Source organism: Mycobacterium interjectum, from assembly GCF_900078675.2.
GTDB lineage: Bacteria > Actinomycetota > Actinomycetes > Mycobacteriales > Mycobacteriaceae > Mycobacterium > Mycobacterium interjectum.
Window position 1 is genome coordinate 4,118,485 of sequence record NZ_LT546237.1, and the last position, 25,288, is coordinate 4,143,772.

Genomic DNA, 25,288 nt, shown 5'->3' on the forward strand with positions numbered 1-25,288 from the left:
CGGGTGCGCTGCCCGCCGCCGCGGGTGCCGTGCCGGGCGCTACCGGCGCCCTGACCAGTGCCGCCGCGCCGGTTCTGCCCCACTAGAGCCCCACGGGAACCGGGAGGAACCTGTCCCCCGACGGCACCGCAGAGCCCCTCTGCGGTGCCGTCGAACAGGTTTTCGTGGACTTTTCGGCGTCGGCATCGTGTCGCCTCATAAATAACACCAGAAACACACGTAACATCAGCTGGTGTCGTCCCGCAGTCGCGCGCCAACGATGTTGCTCACCGCCATCGCGGCGACCGTCGTCATCGTCTCGTGGGTGGGCGACGCGACACACGACCGCGGCGCGCCGGAGCCGCCGCGAACCCAGGACACCCAACTCGCCGAGCAGCCGCTGACCGGCCTCGGGGCCGGGGTCACGGTTCGCGAACTCACCCAGGACAAGCCGTTTNCATCCCCGCGCCCCTCATCCCCCCGCCGCAGACACCGGCCAGGACGCACTGGACGCCGCCGACCGGCGTCATGATGCCGGGGCAGCCGCCCGCGATCATCAGCCGGGCGGAGTGGGGCGCCGACGAATCGCTGCGATGCGGTAGTCCCCAATACGACAACGGGATTCGCGCCGCGGTCGTCCACCACACCGCGGGCAGCAACGACTACTCCCCGCTGGAATCGGCCGGAATCGTCAAGGCGATCTACACCTACCACAGCAAGACGCTGGGCTGGTGCGACATCGCGTACAACGCACTGGTCGACAAGTACGGCCAGGTGTTCGAGGGCAGCGCCGGCGGGCTCACCAAGGCCGTCGAGGCCTTCCACACCGGCGGATTCAACCGCAACACCTGGGGTGTGGCGATGATCGGGAACTTCGACGACGTGCCGCCGACGCCCATCCAGCTGCGGACCGTGGGCCGGCTGCTCGGCTGGCGGCTGGGCATGGACGGCGTCGACCCCAAGGGCACGGTGGCGCTGGAGTCGGCCGGCAGCCACTACACCACGTTCGCGGCCGGCACCATCGCCAACCTGCCCACCATCTTCACCCACCGCGACGTCGGCAATACCGATTGCCCGGGCAACGCCGCCTACGCCCTGATGGACGAAATCCGCGACATCGCATCGCATTTCAACGATCCGCCCGAGGAGCTGATCAACGCGCTGAAGGGCGGCGCGATCTACGACCATTGGCTGGCGATGGGCGGGATGAACAGCGTACTGGGCGCACCCACCTCTCCGGAAGACAACGCGGAGGGTAACGCCCGCTTCGCCGAATTCGCCAAGGGCGCGATGTACTGGTCACCCGAGATCGGCCCGCAGCCGGTGACCGGCGCCATCTACGACGCGTGGGCCTCGCTGAGCTACGAGCGAGGTCCGCTCGGGCTGCCGACCAGCGCGGAAATACAAGAGCCCCTGCAGGTTACGCAGAATTTCCAGCACGGGACCCTCAACTACGAGCGGCTCACCGGGAACGTCACCTCGGTGGTCGACGGCATCACGACGCCGCTGTCGACGCAATCCCCGAGCGGGCCCGACGTGCCGCCCGAACACTTCTCGCTGCCGAGCCACCCCACCGCCACCTAGGACCTATCGGATCGTTTCGGACCCGGTGTGGGCTTGGTCACAGTACGCTCGGGGAGCCCGGCAGGCACGGGGTTGGACCGAGGCGAGGGGAGACGGTCGTGTCGTTCGTCATCGCAGAACCGGAGCTGGTGACGGCCGCAGCCGAGCGCCTCTCGGGCATCGGCTCGAACCTGGGTGAGGCCACCGCCGCCGCCGCGGCCCCCACGACGGGGTTCGCCGCGGCGGCCTCCGACGAGGTGTCGATCGCGGTCTCGGAGGTGTTCGGCAGGTTCGGCCGCGAATTCCAAGCCCTCGGCGCCCGGGCAGTGGCGTTTCAGGACGAGTTCGTCAGCCTGCTCAACGGTGGCGCGGCGGCCTACCTCGGCGCCGAGATCGCCAACGCCGAGCACAGCCTGCTGTCGACCGGCCTGTCCACCGGGGCCGCCGCGTCCGGCCTGGCCGCCGCCCCGGGCGGCGCGTACGGGCAACTGATCGTGAACACGTCCGCAAACCTGCAAAACCTCTTCAACACCTGGTCCGCCGACCCGTTCCCGTTCCTGCGCCAGGTTCTGGTCAATCAGATCGGCTATTGGCAGCAGATCGCGACGGCGCTAACCAACACCATCGAGAACTTCCCCGCCTTCCTGGCCAGCCTGCCGGCGGCCATCCAGGCCGGCATCCAGCAACTCCTGACCTTCCCCGCCGCGTCTTACGTGCAGCAGTTCATCACCACGCAGATCGGCTTCGCCCAAGAGTTTTTCACGTACCTCAACGCCGCGACCACCGGCATCTGGGCCGGCCTGCCCGCCTTCGCGAACGGGCTTCAGGTGGCCTGGCAGGCGGTCAGGGCGGGCGATTACTTCGGCGCGGTGCAGGACGTGGCGCAGGCCTTCGCCAACCTCATGGTCACCGGCGTCGATCCCAGCACCCCGGCAGTCAGCCAAAGTGGAGGAAGCATCATTCCCCCGGTCCTTCCCACGGTGACCGCGACGGTGAACCCCACGCTGCTGGGCCCGCTGGGGGATTTGTTCGCCATGGCGAACATCCCCGGACAGGAGGCTCAGTACCTCACCAACTTGATGCCACCGTCCATCCTTCGACAGATGTCGCAGAATCTCACCAACGCGCTCAATGTGCTGACGATCCCCAGCATTTCGGCGACCACCATATTGCCGCTGTCAAATCCGACGACCGGGTCGCTCAGCGCCTGCTTCGGGTTGCCGCTGCAACTCACCTATGCGGCGGCGGGCGCGCCGCTCGCGGCTCTGGAGGGGCTCGCCACCAGCGCGACAGCGGTCCAGCAGGCCCTGCTGGCCGGCAACCCGGTAGGCGCCTTCGGCGCGCTCGTGGCCGCGCCGGCCGTCGTGGCCAACGGCTTCCTCAATGGCGAAACCATCGTGGACATGACGATCCCGGTGCCCGTGTATTACTCACTGAATCCTCTGCTTCCTCCCGTCAGCTTCACCATGACGATCGTTCTGCACCTGCCCTTTGACGGCATTCTCGTTCCGCCCCACCCCCTTACGGGGACGGTCGCCCTGAGCAGCCCCATCTCTACCGACCCCTATCCGGTGACCATCTTCGGCACGCCGTTCATGGGACTGGCGCCCCTGCTGCTCAACTACCTGCCCCAGGAGCTCGCCGGGGTCATCGCGCCCACGGGTTAGCCCCTCAAGCTCGATCCCCCTGCTACAACCACCAGCGCTCCAGCACCCGCGCCACCCCGTCATCGGTGTTGGGGGCGGTGACCTCGTCGGCGGCGGCCACGACGTCGGGATGCGCGTTGCCCATGGCCACTCCGTGGCCGGCCCACAGCAGCATGGGGATGTCGTTGGGCATGTCGCCGAACGCCACCACCTCGTCGCTGGTGATCCCCTGCGGTTTGGCGATCTCCTCGACGCCGCTGGCCTTGCTTATCCCGATCGGCACTATCTCCACCAACCCGTTGTTGGTCGAATAGGTGATATCGCCTTCGATGCCAACATGTTTGGCCAATGCGGCGGCCATGTCCGCGCTGCGGGCACCGGCCTTGCGGATCAGCAGCTTGATCGCCGGGGCGCTCAGCAGGTCGTCGATCGACACCTCGGTGTTGTCCGGATTGAGCCATGCGTGCTCGTAGCCGGGCGAGCTGATGAATTGCGGGGTGGCCGTGTCGTGGGCGCGTTCGCCGATCCGCTCGACGGCCAGCCCCGCGCCGGGGATGACGCGCGCCGCGAGCTCGGCCAGTTCGGCCAGGGTGTCGACGGGCAGCGTTCGCGACGACAGCACCCGGTCGTTCGCGGGGTCATAGAGGACGGCCCCGTTGGCGCACACCGCGATCGGCGCGAAGCCGAGCGCCTCCACGACGGGGCGTATCCAGCGCGGCGGCCGGCCGGTTGCCACGACGAACTGCGCACCGGCGGCGACCGCGGCGCGCACGGCGTCGCGGGTGCGCGGGGTAATGGTTTCGTTTTCGTCGAACAGCGTGCCGTCGACGTCGCAGGCGATCAGCGCCGGCAAGGTCATTGAGAGGGTCCGCCTTTGCCTCTCAGTGGATTCCGCTTTGCGTCTGTCCCGGTCGCGTCACACCGTCGCTACCGGATCGCTGAATCCGCTCCTGCAATTCGGCCAACCGGATCGCCCGGGAATCGTCCTGGTTCGGCGCCGCGCCACCCAGGCGCCGCGGCACCCAGAACTCGCCCTCGGGGTGGGGATACTCCTCCTGCACCCGGTACAGCATCGCATTCATCGCCTGGCGCACGGCGGCGATGAGCTGCTCGGCGTCGCCCTCCGGCGCCAGCGGGCGGCCGGCGGCCACGGTGATCGGAACCTTGTTGCGGAACACCTTCTTTGGATGATCCTTGGGCCAAATCCGATGCGCACCCCAGACGATCATCGGAACGATCGGCACCCGGGCCTCCAGCGCCATGCGAGCCGCACCCGACTTGAACTCCCGAAGTTCGAAGCTGCGGCTGATGGTCGCCTCGGGATGGAGCCCGACCAGTTCCCCTTCCCGCAGCTTCTGCACGGCCACCGCGTAGGCGTCCTGCCCCATCCGGCGGTCCACCGGAATGAGCTGGCAGTGCTTGATCACGAAGTTGACGGCCTTCACGTCCGCCATCTCGGCTTTGATCATGAAGCGCAGCCGTCGCTTGCGCTCGTGGGCGGCAATCGACGCGGGCATCCAGTCCAGGTAGCTGGTGTGGTTGAGGGCGATCAGGGCGCCGCCCCGCGCGGGAATGTTCTCCAGGCCTTCGAACGTGAGCTTCGTTCCGTTCATCGCGACGACCGCCGGGACAACCATCTCCGCGAAGCGGAAAAATGGCTCCGCCATGCTCCTCTCCTTCCCCCTACCGCGACCGATGCGGGGTACGGTGGGCGGCCCGCTTGGCCGACCTTGCCGCCGCCTCGTCGGCCTCTATCTGCGCCGCCTCCGCCAAAGTCGGCGCACCGCCGCCCAGCCGGCGCGGCACCCAGCAGGCGCCGGCGGGTTGCGGGTACCGCTGCTGCGCCCGGTGCAACAGCGCGGTCATCGATTCTCGCAGGGCGGCCGTGGTGGAGGCGACGTCCCCGGCCGCGCGCACCGGGCCACCCACCTGCACGGTGACCGGCAGCTTCTTGCGGCCGATCTGTCGGGGATGGTCCTTGGTCCAAATGCGGTGGGCCCCCCAGACGATCACCGGGACGATCGGCACGTCCGCCTCGATGGCCATCCGGGCCGCGCCGGTCTTGAATTCCTTGAGCTCGAAACTCCGGCTGATCGTGGCTTCCGGATAGACGCCGACCAGCTCGCCCTCACGCAGCCGCTGGACGGCGACCGCGTAGGCGTCCGCTCCGGCGCCGCGGTCCACCGGAATGGTGCGAGTGTGCTTGATCAAAAAATTGACCACCTTCACCTGCTGCATCTCCGCTTTGATCATGAATCTAAGCCGACGGCGCCGCCGGTGCACAGCTAATGCGGCAGGCAGAAAATCGACGTAGCTGGTGTGGTTGATCGCGATCACCGCGCCGCCGGTGTCCGGGATGTTCTCCTCGCCGCGATAGGTGATGGGTGTGCCGGTGGCCAGCACCACGAGCCGGGCCAGGATCTCGAGAGTGCGAAAGGTCGGCTCCGCCATCGGCTACTGCTCCGGCGGCCCGGCGGCTCGGTCCCGGCGCGCCGCTCGCGCGGCGGCATCCTCGGCGTCCATGCGGGCCGCCTCGGCGAGCGACGGAGCGCCGCCGCCGAGCCGGCGCGGCACCCAGAACTCACCGGCCGGATGGGGCCCATACAGTTCTTGCGCCCGTTCCAGCAAATGCTGCATTCGCGAATGCAGCAGGCCCTTCAACTCCTCGATCCCCAGCGTCGGCTCGATCGGCTCGCCCACCAGGACGACGATCGGCACCTTGGGACGCAGCAGCTTCTTGGGGTGGCCCTTGGTCCAGATCCGCTGCGCGCCCCAGACGATATGCGGCACGATGGGCACCCCGGCATCGACGGCCATCCGGGCGGCCCCGGACTTGAACTCCTTGATTTCGAAGCTGCGGCTGATGGTGGCTTCGGGGTAGACACCGACCAGCTCGCCGTCCTTGAGGTTGCGGACGGCGGCCTCGTAGGACGCCGCCCCGTCCTGCCGGTCCACGGAGATGTGCCGCAGGCTGCGCATGATCGGCCCGGTGATCTTGTCGTCGAACACCTCTTGTTTGGCCATGAACCGAACCTTGCGTCCAAGGCCCTGCTTGTACGCGGGCAAACCCGCGAAAGTGAAGTCCAGGTAGCCGGTGTGATTGATCGCGATGACCGCGCCACCGCTCTTGGGCAAGTTCTCGACGCCCGAGACAGTGATCTTCAGGCCCTGAATGCGCCAGATCAAGCGGGCCAGCTGAATGATCGTCCCGTATACCGGTTCCACAGCACTTCAGCCTAGTGCTCCCGACTGTGAGCCGCCCGAAGTGCCTGAACCGTGGATGCGGGACCGCGCTAAGCTCGGGGGCTGACAAAGCCGTCAACCGTCGGCACGCCCCCCTGTCCCCCGAAAGGTATCAGTGCAGGTCACCAGCGTCGGCCACGCCGGATTCCTGATCGAGACCCACGCGGGCAACATCCTTTGTGACCCCTGGGTCAATCCCGCCTACTTCGCGTCCTGGTTTCCGTTCCCGGACAACAGCGCGCTGGACTGGGACCGGCTGGGCGACTGCGACTACTTGTACGTGTCCCACCTGCACAAGGACCATTTCGACGCGAAAAATCTGAGCGACCACGTCAACAAGGACGCCGTGGTGCTGCTGCCCGACTTCCCGGTGCCCGACCTGCGAAACGAGTTGCAAAAACTAGGGTTTCATCGCTTCTACGAGACCACCGACTCGACCAAGCACCGGATCGGCGGCCCCAAGGGCGACCTCGACATCATGATCGTCGCCCTGCGCGCGCCGGCCGACGGTCCGATCGGCGACTCGGCGCTGGTGGTTTCCGACGGCGCCACAACGGTTTTCAACATGAACGATGCCCGGCCGCTGGACCTGGACGTGCTGGAAACCGAGTTCGGCCGCGTGGACGTGCACCTGCTGCAGTACTCGGGGGCGATCTGGTACCCGATGGTCTACGACATGCCGGCCCGCGCCAAGGAGTCGTTCGGCACCCAGAAGAGGCAGCGCGGAATGGACCGCGCCCGCCAGTACATCGCCCAGGTGGGGGCGAGGTGGGTGGTGCCGTCGGCGGGGCCACCGTGCTTTCTTGACCCCGAGTTGCGCCACCTCAACGACGACCACGGCGACCCGGCCAACATCTTCCCCGACCAAGTCGTCTTCCTGGAGCAGATGCGCACGCACGGCCACGACGGCGGCCTGCTGATGATTCCCGGGTCGACCGCGGACTTCACCGGCGCGACGCTGAACTCGCTGCGCCATCCGCTGCCGAGCGATGTGGGGGCACCTCCCGCTTGCGGGGGAGTCGAGGCCATCTTCACCACCGGCAAATCGGCCTACATCGCCGACTACGCCGACCGGATGGCGCCCGTGCTGGCCGCGGAGCGCGCCGGCTGGGCCTCCGCCACCGGCGAGCCACTGCTGGACCCGCTGCGCGCGCTGTTCGAGCCGATCATGCTGCAGAGCGACGAGATCTGCGACGGCATCGGCTATCCGGTCGAGCTCGTCATCGGTCCCGAGACGGTGATTCTCGACTTCCCGAAAAGAACCGTGCGCGAACGGATTCCAGACGAGAAGGTCCGTTACGGATTCAGCATAGCGCCGGAGCTGGTGCGCACCGTGCTGCGCGACCGCGAACCGGACTGGGTCAACACCATCTTCCTGTCCACCCGGTTCACGGCATGGCGCGTGGGCGGCTACAACGAATACCTGTACACGTTCTTCAAGTGCCTGACCGACGAGCGCATCGCCTACGCCGACGGATGGTTCGCCGAGACCCACGACGACTCCGCATCGATTACCCTGGACGGCTGGGAGATTCAGCGTCGCTGCCCCCACCTCAAGGCCGACCTGTCGAGATTCGGTGTGGTAGAGGGCAACACCTTGACCTGTAACCTGCACGGCTGGCAGTGGCGGTTGGACGACGGCCACTGCGTGACCGCCCGGGGCCACCAACTGCGGAGCGCCAAGAAATGAACGCCAATTACGACGACGGGCTGGTCCAGCTGGATCGAACCGCGATCACGTTGCGCCGCTACCACTTTCCGTCCGGCACGTCCAAGGTCATCGCGCTGGACAGCGTCCGCGGATACAAGACCGAGTCGTTGGGCATGTTCATGCAGCGGTTCCGCATCTGGGGCAGCTCCGACTTCCGTCGCTGGCTGCCCCTGGACATACAACGGCCGTTCAAGTCGACGCTGATCACCCTCGACGTACCGGGGACCTGGCCCAGCCCCGCGTTGACGCCGGAACGTCCGGACGAGTTCACCGCATTGCTGGACGAACTGCTGAGCGAGCGCGGCTAGCGCCCCAACTCCTCTAGCGCCGCGCGGGCCGCGTTGTAGCCGGGAATGAAGGTGATACCCGGCCCGCCGTGGCACCCGGCGCCGCCCAGGTACAGCCCTTTGATCGGGATCGGCTGGCCCAGAAAGCCTTTCGGGCCGGGCCGATTCGGACCGATCTGGTCCGAGCTCAACAGACCGTGGCAGTAGTCGCCCCCGGGGGCGCCGAACATCACCCCCATGTGCCTGGGCGTGAAGGTCGTGTGCCGGATGATGCTGCCCTCGAAGTTCGGCGCCAGCCGGGTGATCTTGTCGATCACCTGCTGGCCCATCTCGACCTTCGCTTGGCCATAGTCCGCGCCGCCCTCGATCGGGAACCACAGCGCGAACGCCGACGCGGCGTGCTTGCCCTCGGGCGCCAGGTCGGGGTCGTTCTGCGACGGGATCTGCAGGACCAGCGTCGGGTCGGCCGGCACGATCCCGCGCCGGGCCTCCTCCCACTGTTGCTGGACTTCCTCCGGCGTGCAGAACAGGCCGATGGAGGCCTGCATGGCCGGCTCGTTGAGCACCTCGTAGGGCGCGGCGAATTTCGGGGCCTCTTCCAGCGCGAAGTGCATCTGCAGGTAGCTGCCGCGGTGGTCGATCCCCGCGTAGCGCTCGCGGATGTCGGCCGGCAGCGCGGCGGGATCGATCATCTCGTTGAGCGTGACGTCGGGCGCCAGGTTGGAGACGACGATCGGCGCGGACAGCTCTTCGCCCGCCTCCGTGCGCACCCCGGTGACCTTGCCCTCGGCGACCAGGATGTCGGTGACCTTGGTGCGCAGTCGCACCTCCCCGCCCAGGGTTTCCAACAGCCGGGCCAGGTGGGCGGTCAAAGCGCCGATGCCGCCGCGCAGCTTCTTCATCTGCATGGTGTCGCCGTCGGGCACGCCCAGCCCGAAGGCGAGCGCCGCGGCACTGCCCGGCGTGGCCGGCCCGCGGTAGAGGGTGTTGACGGCCAGCACGGTCATCGAGCCGCGTAGCGCCCCGTGTTTCTCGCGGTCCGGCAGATAGCGGTCCAGCACGTCGGTGACCGAACCGAACAGCATGTCGTCGATGGCCGAGCGTTCGAATTCGTTGGTGGCGCAGGCGTACATCTCGTCGAAGGTTTTGGGTGGGGTCCCAGCCTCGAACCGGCCCAGCGCCCGTGTCGGCGCCTGGCTCCAGGCCATCAGCCCCGCCATCCCGTTGACGGCATCCGCTCCGTGCACCTCGTTGAGGTGGGTGAACAGCTTGATCGGGTCGCTGTACTGGATCAGCGGATTGTCGCCGACGCCGCGCACCGCGACCGACATCACCTCCAGGTCGAGGGTCTCGAGGGTGTCCAGGCCCAATTCCTCGACCACCACCGCCGAGGTCGGGAACTGCACCGAGCCGGCGATCTCGAAGTGATACCCGTCGAAAAGCTCGACCGTGGAAGCCATCCCGCCGGCATAGAGCTTGGCGTCCAGGCACAACGTCCGCAGCCCGGCCTTTTGCAGCAGCACCGCCGCGGCCAACCCGTTGTGGCCCGCGCCGATGACGATCGCGTCGTATTCAGTCATGTCCCTGCCCTCCAGGAATGGAGGCTGGCACGACCGCCAAGTTTTGTCAATTATGACGAAACCGTTTTCAGGCGCCCGCCGCCCAGGCGNGTTTTCGATCGCCGCGGGCTCGCCGACCATGTCGAGGACCCGGTAGTCGTCCTCCCCGCCGGCGGGCACCCCGTCGATGATGACGTTCGAGATCGCCATGTGCGCCGCGGTGAACGCCGCCTCGGCCTCGGCCTGGGCGGCTTCGGCCGCCTTCACCTGCTCGGCGAGCTGCTTGGCGCGCGCCAGCCTGGCCGGGCGTTCGTCGGGCGACGCCGCCCCGACGCTCTTGCTGGCGGCCTTCTGTTCCGCGCGCAGGTCGTCGGCGGCCGAAATCGCCGAGCGGCGGTTGGCGTCGGCGGTCAACAAGGTATCCACCAGCCCCGGGTCCTCGCCGCGGCTGACTTGCGAGCGGCGCACGGCATCGGGGTCTTCCCGGAGCAGTTTCAGGTCGATCACGCGCCTGAGACTACTTTTGCCGCGCCGCCGCGGCGGCGGAGCACCCCCGCAGGCCCATCCCACACGTTGCACATCCGCAACTTTTGTCACCCCACTTAGCGGGCCCTGTCAGAATGGAGCCGATGTCGCAAGCGCCCGAGAAGGAAGCTTCGGAAGCCGGNTGCAGCGCGCGGTCACCGCGGCGCGCAGCCGGGCGTCGGGCGCCGGCACCGCCGCACAGCTACGCCGTTGCAGTTGCTCCTGGATGGCGTCGGCGAAGTCGGCTTGGACTTCCTGGATATGGCGCACGATGCGGCCGGGGTCGAGCTCGCCGCCCCGCAACGCCGCGATTTTCGTCACGGCCTCAACGTCATAGGGAAACGAGAAGACGGCCGACTGCACCGAGTCGATGATCGGCTCGTCGGCGGGCCGGGCGTCGAGCGCGGCGCGAAACCAGTTCAGCCCGGTGTAGTCGGCAAACAACAAGTCGTGCTTGGACCGGAAGTGTCGATAGAAGGTCCGCAGCGACACCCCGGCGTCCGTGGCGATCTGCTCGGCCGACGTTTCCTCGACGCCCTGGGCCAAGAAACGCACCAGCGCGGCCTGGATCAGCGCCTCCCGGGTGCGCTCGCTGCGCGCGGTCTGCGCGGGTCGGACCATGGGAGTAAGGTACCTCAGGAATCGTTATGTCAATCTTGACAAAACTTTGGACCAAGGGTGAGACTGCGCCCATGGTCTCGCTCCTCGTGCACGCGGTTCTCGGCCTCACCGTCATCGGCTGGATCGTCGCGTCCAATTCCAAGGTCTTCGCCCGCCCGGCCGACGGCCCGTTGTTCTCACCGTTGGAAGTCGTGTATTACGTCGTAGGCATCGCGTCGGTCGCGCTGGGCTGGTGGTTCAACATCCACTTCGTACAGGAGTACGCGAAGGGGTCCACCAACCCGATCTGGGGCCACGGCAGTTGGGCCGAATACATCCAGCTGATGTTCACCAACCCGGCGGCAAGCTCGGCCAGTCAGGACTACACGATCGCGAACGTGATCCTGCTGCCGCTGTTCACGATTGTCGATGGCTACCGTCGCGGGCTGCGCCACCCGTGGCTGTACTTCGTGTCCAGCCTGTTCACCAGCTTCGCGTTCGCCTTCGCCTTCTACTTCGCCACCATGGAGCGGCAGCGCCGGCACGAAAAGGCCCGCGAGACGGTGCACGCCTAACCAATCGGTTTGGTGGCGCGCCACCTCTGGCGCCCACCCGACACGTCGATCCGGACGTCGGCGAATCCGGCGCTGCCCAGTCGCCTGCCCAGGTCCTCCGGCGGCACCGGGTTGTAGGTGTCGGCGATGTGCAGCAGCCGGAAGGTCAGTGACGGCACCCCGTCGCTGCCGGCGAAGGCGCCCCCGGGCCGCAGCACCCGGAAGGCCTCGGCGAACAGCCGATCCTGCAGCTGCGCGCTGGGGACGTGATGCAGCATCGTGAAGCACACCACCGAGCTGAAGTGATCATCGGGCAGCCCGGTGTCGGTGCCGTCGCCGTGCATGATGCGGGCCGCCTCGCCGTAGCGACGGTTCAGCCGTTCGGCCATCGCGGCATCGACCTCAACGGCGGTGAGCGATTCGGCCCGGTCCAGCAGAGCGCCCGTCGTCGCACCGTACCCCGGGCCGATTTCCAGTGTCCGAGAGCCTAATTCGACCTCGCCGAGCACCCAGGGCAGCAGCCGGTCTGTGACCGTCTCTTGCCAGCCCGTCGAGCTGCAGCGCCACCGGTGCAGAAGGTTCATCGCCATATCGCAACGCTAAGCGCTCCCCTGATTGCAGGCTTCCGATATTCTGCCGTGATATGTCGGGAATCGGTCAGCACGGGCTGGTGACTTCATCCCAGTCGCTGCCGCCGGGCGCGCGGATCCAGCGGCACCGGCATCACCTGCACCAGATCGTCTACCCGTCCTCCGGTGCGGTCTCGGTGACCACCCCCGCGGGCACCTGGATCACCCCGGCGAACCGCGCCATCTGGATACCGGCGGGCGTGTGGCACGAACACCGGTTCCACGGCCACACCCAATTTCACGGCGTCGCACTCGACCCCCAGCGCTACCGTCGGGGTCCCGCGACACCGGCCGTGCTCGCCGTCAATCCCTTGATGCGAGAACTGATCATCGCTTGCTCGCGATCCGATGCGGTCGACACCGATCGACACCACCGCATGCTGGCGGTGCTTCACGACCAGTTGCAGGCGGCGAGTATTGTTGAGCCGCTTTGGATTCCGACGCCCACCGACAGCCGGCTGCGGCAGGCGTGCGCTCTGATCACCGACGACCTGACGGACCCGTTGACGTTGCGGCAACTCGGCAGCCGGGTCGGTGTCAGCCAGCGCACCCTGAGCCGCCTGTTCGCCGACGAGCTGGGCATGACCTACCCGCAGTGGCGTACCCAGGTCCGCCTGCAGCATGCGCTGGCGCTGCTTGCCGAGAACCACGGCGTCACCGCGGTGGCGCTGGCGTGTGGCTGGGCCACGCCCAGCGCCTTCATCGACACCTACCGGCGCGCCTTCGGCCACACGCCGGGCGCACGGCGCCGTTAGCCGGCCGGCTCCAGCAGCTCGGTACCCACGAACGGCACCAGCGCGGCGGGCACCCGCACGCTGCCGTCGGGCTGCTGGTGGTTCTCCAGGATCGCCACCAGCCACCGGGTGGTGCCCAGCGTGCCGTTGAGCGTGGCGGCCACCTGCGGCTTGCCATTCGCATCCCGGTAGCGCGTGGCCAGCCGGCGCGCCTGAAAGGTGGTGCAGTTCGACGTCGACGTCAGTTCGCGGTAGGCGCCCTGCGTGGGAACCCATGCCTCGCAGTCGAATTTGCGCGCGGCCGACGAGCCGAGATCGCCCGCGGCGACATCGATCACCCGATACGGCACCTCGATGCGGGCCAGCATCTCGCGCTGCCAACCCAGCAGCCGTTGGTGTTCGGCCTCGGCGTCGGCGGGCGCGCAGTAGACGAACCCTTCCACCTTGTCGAACTGGTGCACCCGGATGATGCCGCGCGTGTCCTTGCCGTAGCTGCCGGCCTCCCGCCGGAAGCACGACGACCAGCCCGCGTAGCGCAGCGGGCCGCCGGACAGGTCGATGATCTCGTCGGCGTGGTAGCCGGCCAGCGGCACCTCGGACGTGCCCACCAGGTACAGGTCGTCGGCCTCCACCCGGTACACCTCGTCGGCGTGCGCACCCAGAAACCCCGTGCCGGCCATCACCTCCGGGCGCACCAGCACGGGCGGAATCATCGGGGTGAAGCCGTTGTCGACGGCCAACCGCAGGGCCAGCTGCAGCAGGCCCAGCTGCAACAACGCGCCCCGGCCGGTCAAAAAGTAGAACCGCGATCCGGATACTTTGGCACCGCGCTGCATGTCGATGAGCCCCAACGACTCGCCCAGTTCCAGGTGATCCCTGGGGTTTTCGATCGCCGCGGGCTCGCCGACCATGTCGAGGACCCGGTAGTCGTCCTCCCCGCCGGCGGGCACCCCGTCGATGATGACGTTCGAGATCGCCATGTGCGCCGCGGTGAACGCCGCCTCGGCCTCGGCCTGGGCGGCTTCGGCCGCCTTCACCTGCTCGGCGAGCTGCTTGGCGCGCGCCAGCCTGGCCGGGCGTTCGTCGGGCGACGCCGCCCCGACGCTCTTGCTGGCGGCCTTCTGTTCCGCGCGCAGGTCGTCGGCGGCCGAAATCGCCGAGCGGCGGTTGGCGTCGGCGGTCAACAAGGTATCCACCAGCCCCGGGTCCTCGCCGCGGCTGACTTGCGAGCGGCGCACGGCATCGGGGTCTTCCCGGAGCAGTTTCAGGTCGATCACGCGCCTGAGACTACTTTTGCCGCGCCGCCGCGGCGGCGGAGCACCCCCGCAGGCCCATCCCACACGTTGCACATCCGCAACTTTTGTCACCCCACTTAGCGGGCCCTGTCAGAATGGAGCCGATGTCGCAAGCGCCCGAGAAGGAAGCTTCGGAAGCCGGGACCCCCGCCGGCTCCCCCGGCGATCCCGCGGAACGGCCGCAGGCCGGCTTCGTCTGGCCGCGCGGGTTGCAGGCGACGGCGACCCGGCGAGCCCTGTTGCTCACCGCGTTGGGCGGGCTGTTGATCGCGGGAGTGGTCACCGCGATCCCGGTCGGCACCGGGCCGGGGCGGCTGGCCGGCTACATGAACAGCGAGCCGGTGCCCAGCACCGGAACCAAGAGTGACGCGGCCTTCAACCGGGCCAAGGGCGGCGATTGCCTGACGTGGCCGGATGCGACGCCGGAGTCGGCCAGCATCGTCAGCTGCGCCGACGATCACAAGTTCGAGGTCGCCGAGTCCGTCGACATGCGAACCTTTCCGGGCGCCGAGTACGGGCCGGGCGCGTCTCCCCCGTCTCCGGCCCGGATCCAGCAGATGACGCAGGAGCAGTGCGAGCCCGCCGTGCAGAACTACCTGGGCCCCAAATTCGACCCGGCCAGCAAGTTCATGGTCAGCCTGTTGTGGGCCGGTGACCGGGCCTGGCGCCAGTCCGGCGACCGCCGGATGCTGTGCGGCCTGCAGCTCCCGGGGGCCAACAACCAGCAGGAGGTCTTCAAGGGCAAGGTCGCCGACGTCGACCAGTCCAAGGTGTGGCCGGCCGGCACCTGCCTGGGCATCGACTCGGCGACCAACCAGCCGACCGACGTTCCGGTCGACTGCGCGGCGCCGCACGCGATGGAGGTCACCGGCACGGTAAACCTGGCCGAGAAGTTTCCGGGTGCCATGCCCGCGGAGCCCGACCAGGACGGGTTCATCAAGGATTCCTGCACCAAGATGACCGACGCCTATCTCGCGCCGACCAAGCTGCGGACCACCACCCTGACGCTGATCTACCCGACCGTGTCGCTGCCCAGTTGGTCGGCGGGCAGCCGCCAGGTCGCGTGCAGCATCGGCGCGACGCTGGGCAACGGGGGTTGGGCCACGCTGGTCAACAGCGCCAAGGGCCAACTGCTCATCAACGGCCAGGCGCCGGTCCCGCCGCCGGACATCCCCGAGGAGCGGCTGACGATGCCTCCGATACCNGCCCCCGGCGCCGCCGCCCCCGCCCCCGCCGGCCGAACCGGCCCCGGGAGGCTAGCCGGGTGCCCGTGCGGATGGATCCGCGGCGGTTCGACGAGCTGGTCTCCGATGCGCTCGACCTGATCCCGCCCGCGCTGGCGGCCGCGATGGACAACGTCGTCGTCCTCGTCGAGGACCGCCATCCGGAGGACGCCGAGCTGCTCGGGCTCTACGAAGGGGTGGCCCTCACCGAACGCGACTCCGACTACGCCGGGGCGCTGCCGGACGCCATCACCATCTACCGCGAGGCGCTGCTCGACGCCTGCGACTCCGAAGACGATGTCCTCGAGGAGGTGGCGATCACCGTCATCCACGAAATCGCCCATCACTTCGGCATCGACGACGCACGGCTCGAACAACTCGGTTGGGCCTGACGGGCGCGGCATCCCGACATTGTCCGGGCCGGGTGCTATGAACGGCTTATGAGCGCTGAGTGCCGCGAGTGCCGGGCGGGCTTAGATCACTGCCACGGCACCATCGTTCGCCATTCCTTGCGCCGGTGGGAATGCACCGAGCCGGACTGCGACAGCCCCGAGCTGGTAGTACACACGTTCGTCATCGACTGCGACGCCGTCGGCTGCGCATGCGCGGACGAGTCGTCAGCCCATCGGATCGGTGCCTGAGCGCACCGCGTCCGCGACCGGGGTCGCCCCGGCCTGGGGATAGAACGGCGGCGTCAGCTGTCCCCACCGCACGCAGCTCCACCTCCCGTCGGTGATCGGGGCCAGCACCACCGATTCGGCGTTGTCGAGGTGGTTGTCGAGCGCGAAGTTGCCGTCCACCCCGGCCAGCACCGCCGAGGCCAGCCGGATCGCCGCGCCGTGGCTGACGACGACGATGTCGCCGTTGAACTCGTCGTCGTCCAGGTAGCGCATTCGTAGCTCGGTCAGCACCGGCACGTAGCGGTCCAAGACGTCGTTGCCGGTCTCCCCGCCGGGCAGCGGCAGGTCGAGCTCACCGCGGTGCCAGCGCTCGTAGATCGCGTTGAATTCGGCGACCGCGTCGTCGTCACTGCGGTCCTCCAAGCGCCCGACCTGCACCTCGTGGATGTCCGCAACTTCCAGGGCCCCCAGTTCGACTTCCGCGCCGATCACCTCGGCCGTCTGCGACGCACGCGTCGCCACCGAGTGCGCCAGCAGCGCCGGCCGTCCCGAACCGCGGGCAAACGCCCGGGCCTGGTCACGGCCCAACGGCGTCAGCTCCGCTCCGGGCGGCCTGGTGTCCAACCGGCGCTCGACGTTGCCGTAGGACTGTCCGTGCCGCAGAAGCACCAAACGACCGCCCATCACTCCAACCCCCCGGGCTTGCCTTCCTGCAACCGCTCGAGCCAGCGCGCGGCCTCGTCCGCCGGCGGTGGCGGCACTCCGACGGCCGACCCGGTCGGCCAAGAACCCAGATACCTCACATCGGCACAACGACGGTGCAACGCCTTGAGTGCCTCGGCGACGGCGCCGTCGTCGATGTGGCCGACACAGTCGGCGAAGAACAGGTAGGTGCCGAGTTCGGTTCGGGTCGGCCGGGATTCGATCCGGGTGAGGTCGATGCCGCGGATGCCGAATTCGGCCAGGGCGGACAACAGCGCGCCCGGCACGTTGTCGATGCGCAACACCACCGACGTCCGATCGGCTCCAGTGCGGGCCGGCGGCGGGCCGGGCAGGCCGATCAGGACGAAGCGGGTGCGGGCGTTGGGTTCGTCGACGACGCCGTCGGCGATGACGCCCAGTCCCCAATGTGCGGCGGCCAGCGGCGAGGTCACCGCCGCGTCGGCCTGGCCCTCGGCCACCTGCCGCGCCGCGTCGGCGTTGGAGTACGCCGGCCGCAGCTCGACGCCCGGCAGCTGGGCGGCCAGCCACTGACGCACCTGCGCCACCGCCACCGGGAAGGCGGCCAAGGTGCGCACGTCGCCGGGGCGCAGGCCCTGTTTGGCGACGATGCTGAACGCCACGTCCAGCGTGGTCTCGGCGAACACCTGCAGGGGCGAACCGATGGCCAGGCTGTCCAGGGTGGGTACCACCGAGCCGTCGATCGAGTTCTCGATCGGCACACACGCGTAATCGGCGTCGCCGTCGCGCACCGCGTTGAGCGCCGAGGGCGTGCTTTCCAGCGGAATTTGCCTGATCGGGCCCGGCTCCTCCTGCGGAACCAGGCCGGCGGCGGTGATCTGCCGCAGCGCCGCCTCGGTGAACGTCCCTTCGGGACCGAGGTAAGCGATGCGGACCACGCCCCAACCCTAACGGCGGTCCACGTCAAACAGTCCTTGCGGCGCGATGGGTCGTAAGTTAACTTAGCCTTACCTAAGAGACTAAGGAGCACGATGGCATCGACGATCGGCCACGCACCGACGACTCCGGAACGTATTCGCAGCGCCTGCGCGCGGGCCGGTGCCGCGCTGCTGGCGATCCAGGGTGGCGATCCGGTCGCCACACCGGTGCATCACCTGCTGCCCGACGGGTCCTTCGCCATCGCGCTGCCGGTCGACTGCGCCGGCCAGGCGGATGGCCGGGAGTCCGGATCGCAGGCGCTGCTGGAGTTGACGGACTACGCCCCGCTGCCCCTGCGGGAACCGGTTCGTTCGCTGGTGTGGGTGCGCGGGCGCCTGCATCGGGTCCCACCCGAGGACGTGACCGACATGCTCGACCTGATCGCCGCCGAGTACCCGAACCCGACATTGCTGCAGGTCGAGACGCCGCGATCGGCGCCGTCGCACGGGGACCCGCGGTACACGCTGTTCCGGCTGGAGATCGCGTCCGTGGTCGTCACCGATGCCACCGGCGCCGAGCCCGTCGGCGTCGCGGACCTGCTCGCCGCCCGGCCCGATCCCTTCTGCGAAGTCGAGGCCGGCCTGCTGTGGCACCTGGACACCGTCCACAACGACGTGGTCGCGCGTCTGGTGTCGAAGCTGCCGCCGCCACTGCGGCGGGGGCAGGTTCGGCCGCTCGGGCTCGACCGATACGGCATGCGGTTCCGCGTCGAGGGCAAGCACGGCGACCACGACGTCCGGCTGCCGTTTCACAAACCGGTGGACGACATGACCGGGCTGAGCCAGGCCATCCGGCTGCTGATGGGCTGNGCTCGCGGTGCTGATCGGCGCGCTGCTCGCCGGCGCCGGCATCGTGGGCGGGGCCGCGTGGTTCGACACCAGGCTGCACCGCGAGCAGGCGCTGACCGACTATCCCGACCGACCCGCACCCGGCCGCGGCACGAACTGGCTGATCGTCGGCTCCGACAGCCGCCGGGACCTCACCGCCGAGCAGCAGCAGCAGCTGGCGACCGGCGGCGACGTCGGCACCGGCCGCACCGACACCATCCTGCTGGTGCACGTGCCCGAGTTCCGGTCGAGCACCCCGGCGACGGTGGTGTCGATTCCCCGCGACTCGTACGTGCCGATCCCGGGCCATGGCAAGGACAAGATCAACGCCGCGTTCGCGACGGGCGGCGCGCAGTTGCTGGCCCAGACGGTGGAGCAGGCCACCGGGCTGCGCCTCGACCACTACGTCGAGATCGGATTCGGCGGCTTTGCGTCGCTGGTGGACGCGCTGGGAGGGATCACCGTGTGCCCGACCGCGCCGATCGACGACCCGTTGGCCGGCATCGACCTGCCGGCCGGCTGCCAGAAGCTCGCGGGCCGCGACGCGCTCGGCTACGTGCGGACCCGCGATACACCGCGCGCCGATCTGGACCGGATGGCCCACCAGCGCCAGTTCCTGTCGGCGCTGCTGCACCGCGTCGGCAGCCCGGCGGTCTGGCTCAATCCGCTGCGCTGGTACTCGGTGCCGCGCGCGGCCGCCGACGCCATGACCGTGGACCGGGGCGACCATGTCTGGGACGTGGCGCGACTCGGCTGGGCGCTACACGGAACCACCACCGCGATCACGGTGCCGATCGGTGAGTTCACCAGCGGCGACGTCGGGTCGGTGGTGGTGTGGAACCACGAGGTGGCCGGCGAGTTGTTCGAGGCGCTCGCCGCCGACGCGCCCGTGCCCGCCGACGCCCTCGAAGGACAGAACTAGTTCGATCGTGGCGACCCGCTGCCGTCGCCGGCGCGCGCGTTCTGCAACCACGCCTTGGTGCGACCCGGGTGGTGGGTGGCCAGCCAGGCCACGCCGACATCCCGGCAAAAGTCGATGTCGTCGTACTCGTCGACGTTCCAGCAGTAGACCGCCCGGCCCTGCGCGACGGCACGGTCCACCAGCTGCGGGTAGTCCTTCAACGTCGCCAGCGAGGGCCCGACGGCGGTGGCGCCGACGGCGGTGGCCGCGCTACTGGCCAGATAGCGAGCCGTCTTGCCGAGCAGCACCGTGGGCAGCAGCGGCGCGGCGCGCCGGATCCGCCAGACGGCGGCCGCCGAGAACGACATCACCACGGCTCGGGAGCGGTCGGCCGAGGCGGGCGCAGCGATCCCGAAACGGTGCAGCGACGCGAGGAGCTTGCTTTCCACCAGGGAGCCGTAGCGGACCGGATGCTTGGTCTCGATGAAGAGCTTCACCGGCCGGTGCCAGTCCAGCACCAGCGACACCAGCGCGTCCAGGGTCAGCAGGCTGGTGTCACCGTGCGTGCCGTCGGCGCGCCAGCTGTCGTGCCACGCACCGTATTCGAGTTCGCGCAACTCGGCGAGCGTCATGGTGCTGACCAGACCGGCGCCGGTCGAAGTCCGGTCCAGCCGGCGGTCGTGCACGCAGACCAGGTGGCCGTCGCGGGTCAGGCGCACGTCGCATTCCACGCCGTCGGCGCCCTGCTTGAGGGCCAGATCGTAGGCGGCCAGCGTGTGTTCGGGCCGGGCGGCCGAGGCTCCTCGGTGGGCAACGACAAAGGGATGCCCGGCGAGCACCTCCTCGGCCCACGTCATACCCCTATGCTGCCGGTTCCTGCCCCTCCAACTCAACCGGATCTCCGGATGCGTGCCCGGCGCGGCGGTCGGTGGGCTCCCGTTCGACCATGACCCAGCGATGCGCGGGCCGCTGCACCGGTTTGCGCTCGAACCCCTCGAAGACCCGGGCGGCCGCGGCCACGGTGACCGCCGCCAGCAGGTAGGCGAAAACCATCAGCGCGGTGTTGTTGGCGATGCCCTGGGCGTCCGTGGCCAAGCTGGTGGAGATGGCGAAGGCCGAGACCAGATAGCTGAAAACCCACGCGATCCACCACTCGAGGATCGGCCGCCGCAGCCGGGCATAGTTCTCCTCGACGGTCGCCAGCTCGATGACGTAGATCGGGGCCCACAACAGGTTCGCCAGTGGCAGCACGCACCCCGCCCACAAGGCGCGAACGGAACGCGACTCCGGCAGGCCGTGATGGGCGAACACGGCGGCCCGGCGCGCGATCAGCCACCGGATCAACATCGCGCCGGAGGCGATCAGCGCCGCGATCGCCCCCACGCTGGCCAGCACTGAAATCCAGTCAGCGGCGAAGGCCACGATCGAATTCAACAGCGTGTTCCGGTTGATGACCAACAGCACATACCGCGCGACATACACCAGGGCGGCCATGCCAAGGATCAGGACGCTAAGGAACAGCGTGGTGCGCACCGTCGGCGCGGAAGGCCCTGTCCGNCGGCCCGGCCGGTGCCGGACCGGACTGCGGGCTCCACCGCGGGTCGGCCCCAGGCATGTCCGGCAGCGGCGCCATCAATGCCCCGCGGCAGCGCGGACACCAGTCGCGTCGCCGCTCGCGCACATTCCACCGAGTGCCGCACTGGGAGCACACCTGGATCACCGGACCAGCCTAACCTTGCGACTATTCGGGCCCCGCCGAAGCGGCCGGTCCGGCAACCCGACAATTGCCGAGGGCTATCCACAGTTTCCACAGGTTTATCCACAGTCGACGAACGGGCATCACACCCATCAACACAGCCTTTTCGAGCCGCCCGGGCCGTAACTGTGGATAACCGCCGGGTGGTACGGCTGTGCCATAAACAACCCGATCGGCGCCCGAGCGAAATGAATTGCCCCGCTAAGCACCCGCGGACGAGCCCGCCTGGCTCGCTGGTGCCCGCCGGGTCGCACCCCGGCGCGTGGGCCCGGGTGAAGCTGGAAGCGGCCCGTCCGGCGCGTCGTCAAGCAGCGCGTTTTCCAACCCCGGCCCCAGGGGTTATGATCACCGTCACGAAAAATCGTTGTGACTCACCTCACTCAAGCGGGGTGGGCTTGCAGGTGAAAGGCGCTTGATGGCCACGCATTCGTTCGGTCCCGGTTCGCCGGCCGCGTCGAACTCGTATTCCGGCTCGCCCGCCTGTAACCACAGCTATAGCGTCGCCGCCCTACGCGCCGCCCTGATCGCGCTGGCGTTGCTCGCGGTTCTCGCCATCATCGTCTTGTACTGACATCTCGCCCCGAGGGGTATTCGTTCCCGGCGGTCATCCTTGCGGCGGGCGCGCGCATGGAGCAGGGTTGATTATGGCTGGCCGCCGCGTGGCAGCCCCGCGCGATGAGCGTCCGATCATCACCAACGATGCACTGAAGAAAGGAATGCTGTGGCTGTATACACCCTGCCCGACTTGGACTGGGACTTTGGAGCGCTGGAACCGCACATCTCCGGCCAAATCAACGAGCTGCACCACGACAAGCACCACGCCACCTACGTCAAGGGCGCCAACGACGCCCTGGAGAAGCTGGCGGAGGCACGCGCCAAGGAGGACCACTCGGCGGTCCTGCTGAACGAGAAGAACCTGGCGTTCAATCTGGCCGGGCACGTCAACCACAGCATCTGGTGGAAGAACCTCTCTCCCAACGGCGGCGACAAGCCGACCGGCGAGCTTGCCGCGGCCATCGACGACGCCTTCGGATCGTTCGACAAGTTCCGCGCGCAGTTCCACGCGGCCGCCACCACGGTCCAGGGCTCGGGCTGGGCGGCGCTCGGCTGGGACACGCTGGCGCAGAAGCTGCTGATTTTCCAGGTGTACGACCACCAGTCCAATTTCCCGCTGGGAATCGTGCCGCTGCTGCTGCTCGATATGTGGGAGCACGCGTTTTACCTGCAGTACAAGAACGTCAAGGTCGACTTCGCCAAGGCGTTCTGGAATGTCGTCAACTGGGCTGACGTCCAGGACCGCTACGCGGCCGCGACGTCGAAAACCCAGGGACTGATTTTCGGCTGAGGCCGTCTTTCTCAGGCTGGGGCGTCACGCGATTCGCGTGGCGCCCCCGCCGTTTGCGGAGCGTTAAAACCGGGCATCTGGAGAACATGCGCGTCAGTGGCCGTGTCGGGTTGCACGGCGTCTAACCCACAGGCATGCTTAGTCATTCGAGCTACCAGTGTGGTTAGGCGGAGCCAGGCGTCACACGGAGGTCGAGATGGAGACTGGGTCGGAGGGTCCTATCGGGGTTTCCCCCTTCCATGCCCGTGGCGCCCTGAAAGGGTTTGTGATCTCCGGCCGTTGGCCGGATTCGACGAAAGAATGGGCCCAGCTGCTGATGGTCGCGGTCAGGGTCGCGTCATTGCCCGGATTGCTATCCACCACAACGGTGTTCGGTGCCCGGGAGGAGTTACCCGACGAGCCCGAGCCCGGCACCGTCGGGCTGGTGCTGGCCGAGGGCACGGTCTTCGGTGAATCGGCCATTCAGCCAGGGTATTTCGCCGATCATCAGCCTCCGGCATTGCTGATGCTGCATCCGCCCTCGGAAACCATGCCGTCGTTGCCGGAGTGCACCGGGGCGGCATCCGGGTGCGTATTGCTTCCGGGGTTGCCGTATCTGGGATTGGAGCACCGGGCCGCGTGGGTCGAGGCGGAGTCCGACGGGACGATCACCTCGATGGTGAGCCGCGTGGGCGTCGACCCCATCAGCCACCCCGATACGGCGATATTGGCGATGCTTCTTGCCGCGTAAGGGAATTCAAACCCATTGATTCGGGCGTCGAATCGGGAAATACGGGTGCCCGAACTCGGGCGTCCGTCTGGCGGCCGGCCGGTCTGACCGTTAGCCTTGGCTCCGTTAGCGAAGGGGAGTAGCCCCGAATCGTCGGGTCGACATACTGGCGCACAGCCCGGCCGGCGGACCGGCCCCACGGGGGGCGGTGGGCGAGACCTTCGACCGATGTTCGGCGACTGGGTCGTCGACCACGTGTCGAAAGGTCGCCTCCCATGCTCGCCGCCACGTTGCTCACCCTCGGGGTGGTCTTCCTCGCCGAACTCGGCGACAGGTCCCAGCTGGTCACCATGACCTATGCGCTGCGCTACCGCTGGTGGGTCGTGTTGACCGGGGTGGCGATCGCCGCGTGCCTCGTGCACGGGGTCACGGTCTCGATCGGGCACTTCCTGGGCACCGCCCTGCCCTCGCGTCCGATGGCGTTCGCGTCGGCGATCGCGTTCCTGATCTTCGCGGTGTGGGCCTGGCGCGAGGGCGGCAACGCCGAGCAGGGGGTTCGGACCGATCCGCAACCCAGGTTCGCGCTGCTGACGGTCGTGTCCACCTTCGTCCTGGCCGAGCTGAGCGACAAGACGTCGCTGGCGACCGTCACACTGGCCGGCGATCACGACTGGACCGGGGTGTGGATCGGTTCCACCCTGGGCATGGTGCTGGCCGACGGGTTGGCGATAGGGGCGGGCACACTGCTGCATCGGCGCCTGCCGCAACGGCTGCTGCACACGCTGGCCGGCCTGCTTTTCCTGATCTTCGGGCTGTGGATGTTGTTCGACAGCGCGCTGGGGTTGCGCTCGCTGGCGATCGCCGTGACGGTGACGGTGGTGCTGACCGCCGCGACCGCGGCGGCCGCGCAAACTCGGCGCCGGCGCCGGCAGGAAGCTCCAACCGCCGGGGGGTTAACCGACATCGGCTAAAGTGCCGTCGGCACCCCTGTCCTTCGCGCCGCCCCACCCCGCAGTCGCCCCCGGGGTATCTCCGGAGGCCATTCGTTGCACCCGGAGCCTGTTTTTCGGGCGTGTCACCGACCTGACAGCAAATGATGTCGCCGACGGCCGCGCGTTGCCTGCCGGTTGCGGTGCGACTGCCCAGCATCCTCGCCCGCATCGCCTCGCCATCCGCGCACCCGGCGGCCCGCCACCGTCGCCGGGACACCGCATTCTGCGGATAACCTGTGAAGTTGGCTGATTTAGTGGACACCCCAGCGAATTAGTTAGACGCTCGTCGAGTGGTTACTCGGCCGCCATCAGCAACGCCGGTGTCGGAGTACCGCGGGTTTGCATCTGGTTGCGGGCCCAATCCGTCGCTACCATTGTCAGCAAATACACCTAGGCAATAGTTCACTTCTACAGCCCAGTAGAGGTCATATCGATGAGCACGACGTTCGCCGCCCGCCTCAACCGCTTGTTCGACACGGTGTATCCACCGGGACGGGGGCCGCACACCTCGGCGGAGGTGATCGCCGCGCTCAAGGCGGAGGGCATCACGATGTCGGCTCCCTACCTGTCCCAGCTACGTTCGGGCAACCGCACCAACCCGTCGTCGGCGACCATGGCCGCCCTGGCCAACTTCTTCCGCATCAAGCCGGCGTACTTCACCGACGACGAGTACTACGAAAAGCTCGACAACGAGTTGTCGTGGCTGGCCACGATGCGCGATGACGGGGTCCGCCGCATCGCCCTGGCCGCCGTCGGATTGTCCCCTCAGGCCCAACAGGACGTGGTGGAGCGGGTCAACGAGCTGCGCCGCGTCGAACGCCTCGACGCCTAGCTGCACAGCCCGACCTGACCGGCTGCCGCCGGCGCATTCCGATTAGGGTTGGCTCTCGGATCACGCACGCGCGAGAGCGACAGTCACGAGATACCGGGA

General features: G+C 68.2%; 22 protein-coding genes and 7 pseudogenes. 16 read left to right on the forward strand and 13 right to left on the reverse strand.

Annotation, left to right across the window (positions count from 1 at the left end; translation table 11 throughout):
* Positions 1 to 259: 259 nt before the first annotated feature.
* Positions 260 to 1,563 (forward strand): annotated as a pseudogene (locus BN4348_RS54370) (N-acetylmuramoyl-L-alanine amidase).
* A 98-nt stretch (positions 1,564 to 1,661) separates the two neighbouring features.
* Positions 1,662 to 3,209 carry a PE family protein gene (locus BN4348_RS54375; RefSeq protein WP_066916992.1) on the forward strand — a complete coding sequence of 516 codons (1,548 nt, stop codon included), beginning with the start codon at positions 1,662 to 1,664 and terminating at the stop codon, positions 3,207 to 3,209.
* Between the two features lie 22 nt (positions 3,210 to 3,231).
* On the opposite strand, the gene BN4348_RS54380 is transcribed toward BN4348_RS54375, so the two are convergent.
* From BN4348_RS54380 to BN4348_RS54395, 4 genes are read right to left on the reverse strand one after another with little or no spacing between them, the layout of a single operon-like run.
* A complete protein-coding gene (locus tag BN4348_RS54380) occupies positions 3,232 to 4,047 on the reverse strand; it encodes a Cof-type HAD-IIB family hydrolase (RefSeq protein WP_066916993.1) in 816 nt (271 codons plus the stop codon).
* 22 nt (positions 4,048 to 4,069) lie between these two features.
* Entirely contained in the window at positions 4,070 to 4,855 is a 786-nt protein-coding gene (locus BN4348_RS54385; protein WP_066916994.1) for a lysophospholipid acyltransferase family protein, read from the reverse strand.
* Positions 4,856 to 4,871: 16 nt separating this feature from the next.
* Positions 4,872 to 5,639 carry a lysophospholipid acyltransferase family protein gene (locus BN4348_RS54390; RefSeq protein ID WP_066916995.1) on the reverse strand — a complete coding sequence of 256 codons (768 nt, stop codon included), beginning with the start codon at positions 5,637 to 5,639 and terminating at the stop codon, positions 4,872 to 4,874.
* Positions 5,640 to 5,642: 3 nt separating this feature from the next.
* The gene (locus BN4348_RS54395) at positions 5,643 to 6,413 is read right to left on the reverse strand and encodes a lysophospholipid acyltransferase family protein (RefSeq protein WP_066916996.1); all 771 of its coding nucleotides are present in this window, start codon (positions 6,411 to 6,413) and stop codon (positions 5,643 to 5,645) included.
* Between the two features lie 133 nt (positions 6,414 to 6,546).
* Here BN4348_RS54395 and BN4348_RS54400 point away from each other — a divergent pair, with 133 nt between their 5' ends.
* Together BN4348_RS54400 and BN4348_RS54405 are read left to right on the forward strand one after the other, a co-directional pair.
* On the forward strand, positions 6,547 to 8,121 hold the full coding sequence (locus BN4348_RS54400) for an MBL fold metallo-hydrolase (RefSeq protein ID WP_066916997.1): 1,575 nt from the start codon (positions 6,547 to 6,549) through the stop codon (positions 8,119 to 8,121).
* A complete protein-coding gene (locus BN4348_RS54405; protein WP_066916998.1) occupies positions 8,118 to 8,450 on the forward strand; it encodes a hypothetical protein in 333 nt (110 codons plus the stop codon). The genes BN4348_RS54400 and BN4348_RS54405 overlap by 4 nt, the downstream gene beginning before the upstream one ends.
* Here BN4348_RS54405 and BN4348_RS54410 read toward each other — a convergent pair.
* The 3 genes and pseudogenes from BN4348_RS54410 to BN4348_RS54420 all read right to left on the reverse strand — a co-directional run.
* A complete protein-coding gene (locus BN4348_RS54410; RefSeq protein ID WP_066917136.1) occupies positions 8,447 to 10,009 on the reverse strand; it encodes a phytoene desaturase family protein in 1,563 nt (520 codons plus the stop codon). The genes BN4348_RS54405 and BN4348_RS54410 overlap by 4 nt on opposite strands.
* A gap of 90 nt (positions 10,010 to 10,099) precedes the next feature.
* Positions 10,100 to 10,495, reverse strand: a pseudogene (locus BN4348_RS54415) (serine--tRNA ligase); the annotation flags it as partial.
* Between the two features lie 162 nt (positions 10,496 to 10,657).
* A pseudogene (locus BN4348_RS54420) lies at positions 10,658 to 11,134 on the reverse strand (TetR/AcrR family transcriptional regulator); the annotation flags it as partial.
* Between the two features lie 71 nt (positions 11,135 to 11,205).
* On the opposite strand from BN4348_RS54420, the gene BN4348_RS54425 reads away from it, so the two are divergent.
* Complete coding sequence (locus tag BN4348_RS54425; RefSeq protein WP_066916999.1) at positions 11,206 to 11,688, forward strand: DUF2834 domain-containing protein; 483 nt, start codon at positions 11,206 to 11,208, stop codon at positions 11,686 to 11,688.
* Here BN4348_RS54425 and BN4348_RS54430 read toward each other — a convergent pair.
* Positions 11,685 to 12,257 (reverse strand): class I SAM-dependent methyltransferase, encoded by a 573-nt coding sequence (locus BN4348_RS54430; RefSeq protein ID WP_066917000.1) that lies wholly within the window; start codon positions 12,255 to 12,257, stop codon positions 11,685 to 11,687. The genes BN4348_RS54425 and BN4348_RS54430 overlap by 4 nt on opposite strands.
* A gap of 53 nt (positions 12,258 to 12,310) precedes the next feature.
* On the opposite strand from BN4348_RS54430, the gene BN4348_RS54435 reads away from it, so the two are divergent.
* Positions 12,311 to 13,051, forward strand: coding sequence for an AraC family transcriptional regulator (locus BN4348_RS54435; protein ID WP_066917001.1), 741 nt, complete (start codon positions 12,311 to 12,313; stop codon positions 13,049 to 13,051).
* On the opposite strand, the gene serS is transcribed toward BN4348_RS54435, so the two are convergent.
* Positions 13,048 to 14,307, reverse strand: a complete 1,260-nt coding sequence (serS, locus tag BN4348_RS54440) for a serine--tRNA ligase (RefSeq protein WP_066917002.1) — start codon at positions 14,305 to 14,307, stop codon at positions 13,048 to 13,050. The two genes, BN4348_RS54435 and serS, sit on opposite strands and share 4 nt — an antisense overlap.
* A gap of 122 nt (positions 14,308 to 14,429) precedes the next feature.
* Between serS and BN4348_RS54445 the strand changes: the two are divergent.
* From BN4348_RS54445 to BN4348_RS61895, 3 genes and pseudogenes are all read left to right on the forward strand, one after another.
* Positions 14,430 to 15,576, forward strand: a pseudogene (locus tag BN4348_RS54445) (septum formation family protein); the annotation flags it as partial.
* A 13-nt stretch (positions 15,577 to 15,589) separates the two neighbouring features.
* Positions 15,590 to 15,992, forward strand: a pseudogene (locus BN4348_RS54450) (metallopeptidase family protein).
* Positions 15,989 to 16,189, forward strand: coding sequence for a hypothetical protein (locus BN4348_RS61895; RefSeq protein ID WP_066917004.1), 201 nt, complete (start codon positions 15,989 to 15,991; stop codon positions 16,187 to 16,189). The pseudogene BN4348_RS54450 and the gene BN4348_RS61895 overlap by 4 nt, the downstream one beginning before the upstream one ends.
* Here the strand turns inward: BN4348_RS61895 and BN4348_RS54460 are convergent.
* Both BN4348_RS54460 and pheA read right to left on the reverse strand, forming a co-directional pair.
* Positions 16,166 to 16,852: a histidine phosphatase family protein gene (locus BN4348_RS54460; RefSeq protein ID WP_066917005.1), complete on the reverse strand. Its 687-nt coding sequence runs from the start codon at positions 16,850 to 16,852 to the stop codon at positions 16,166 to 16,168. The two genes, BN4348_RS61895 and BN4348_RS54460, sit on opposite strands and share 24 nt — an antisense overlap.
* Positions 16,852 to 17,787, reverse strand: coding sequence for a prephenate dehydratase (gene pheA / locus BN4348_RS54465; RefSeq protein WP_066917006.1), 936 nt, complete (start codon positions 17,785 to 17,787; stop codon positions 16,852 to 16,854). The genes BN4348_RS54460 and pheA overlap by 1 nt, the downstream gene beginning before the upstream one ends.
* A 93-nt stretch (positions 17,788 to 17,880) precedes the next feature.
* On the opposite strand from pheA, the pseudogene BN4348_RS54470 reads away from it, so the two are divergent.
* A pseudogene (locus BN4348_RS54470) lies at positions 17,881 to 18,633 on the forward strand (DUF2470 domain-containing protein); the annotation flags it as partial.
* Positions 18,634 to 18,643: 10 nt separating this feature from the next.
* Positions 18,644 to 19,576 carry an LCP family protein gene (locus tag BN4348_RS54475; RefSeq protein WP_084454567.1) on the forward strand — a complete coding sequence of 311 codons (933 nt, stop codon included), beginning with the start codon at positions 18,644 to 18,646 and terminating at the stop codon, positions 19,574 to 19,576.
* Here BN4348_RS54475 and BN4348_RS54480 read toward each other — a convergent pair.
* Positions 19,573 to 20,412 carry a glycerophosphodiester phosphodiesterase gene (locus BN4348_RS54480; RefSeq protein ID WP_066917009.1) on the reverse strand — a complete coding sequence of 280 codons (840 nt, stop codon included), beginning with the start codon at positions 20,410 to 20,412 and terminating at the stop codon, positions 19,573 to 19,575. The two genes, BN4348_RS54475 and BN4348_RS54480, sit on opposite strands and share 4 nt — an antisense overlap.
* A 4-nt stretch (positions 20,413 to 20,416) precedes the next feature.
* Positions 20,417 to 21,275, reverse strand: a pseudogene (locus BN4348_RS54485) (DUF4328 domain-containing protein).
* Between the two features lie 451 nt (positions 21,276 to 21,726).
* Here BN4348_RS54485 and BN4348_RS60570 point away from each other — a divergent pair.
* From BN4348_RS60570 to BN4348_RS54505, 5 genes are all read left to right on the forward strand, one after another.
* A complete protein-coding gene (locus BN4348_RS60570) occupies positions 21,727 to 21,882 on the forward strand; it encodes a hypothetical protein (RefSeq protein WP_167670484.1) in 156 nt (51 codons plus the stop codon).
* Between the two features lie 150 nt (positions 21,883 to 22,032).
* The gene (locus BN4348_RS54490; RefSeq protein ID WP_066917011.1) at positions 22,033 to 22,656 is read left to right on the forward strand and encodes a superoxide dismutase; all 624 of its coding nucleotides are present in this window, start codon (positions 22,033 to 22,035) and stop codon (positions 22,654 to 22,656) included.
* A 196-nt stretch (positions 22,657 to 22,852) separates the two neighbouring features.
* The gene (locus BN4348_RS54495; protein WP_066917137.1) at positions 22,853 to 23,386 is read left to right on the forward strand and encodes a peptidase; all 534 of its coding nucleotides are present in this window, start codon (positions 22,853 to 22,855) and stop codon (positions 23,384 to 23,386) included.
* Between the two features lie 254 nt (positions 23,387 to 23,640).
* Positions 23,641 to 24,336 carry a TMEM165/GDT1 family protein gene (locus BN4348_RS54500; protein WP_066917012.1) on the forward strand — a complete coding sequence of 232 codons (696 nt, stop codon included), beginning with the start codon at positions 23,641 to 23,643 and terminating at the stop codon, positions 24,334 to 24,336.
* Between the two features lie 454 nt (positions 24,337 to 24,790).
* A complete protein-coding gene (locus BN4348_RS54505) occupies positions 24,791 to 25,189 on the forward strand; it encodes a helix-turn-helix transcriptional regulator (protein ID WP_066917013.1) in 399 nt (132 codons plus the stop codon).
* Positions 25,190 to 25,288 lie beyond the last annotated feature (99 nt).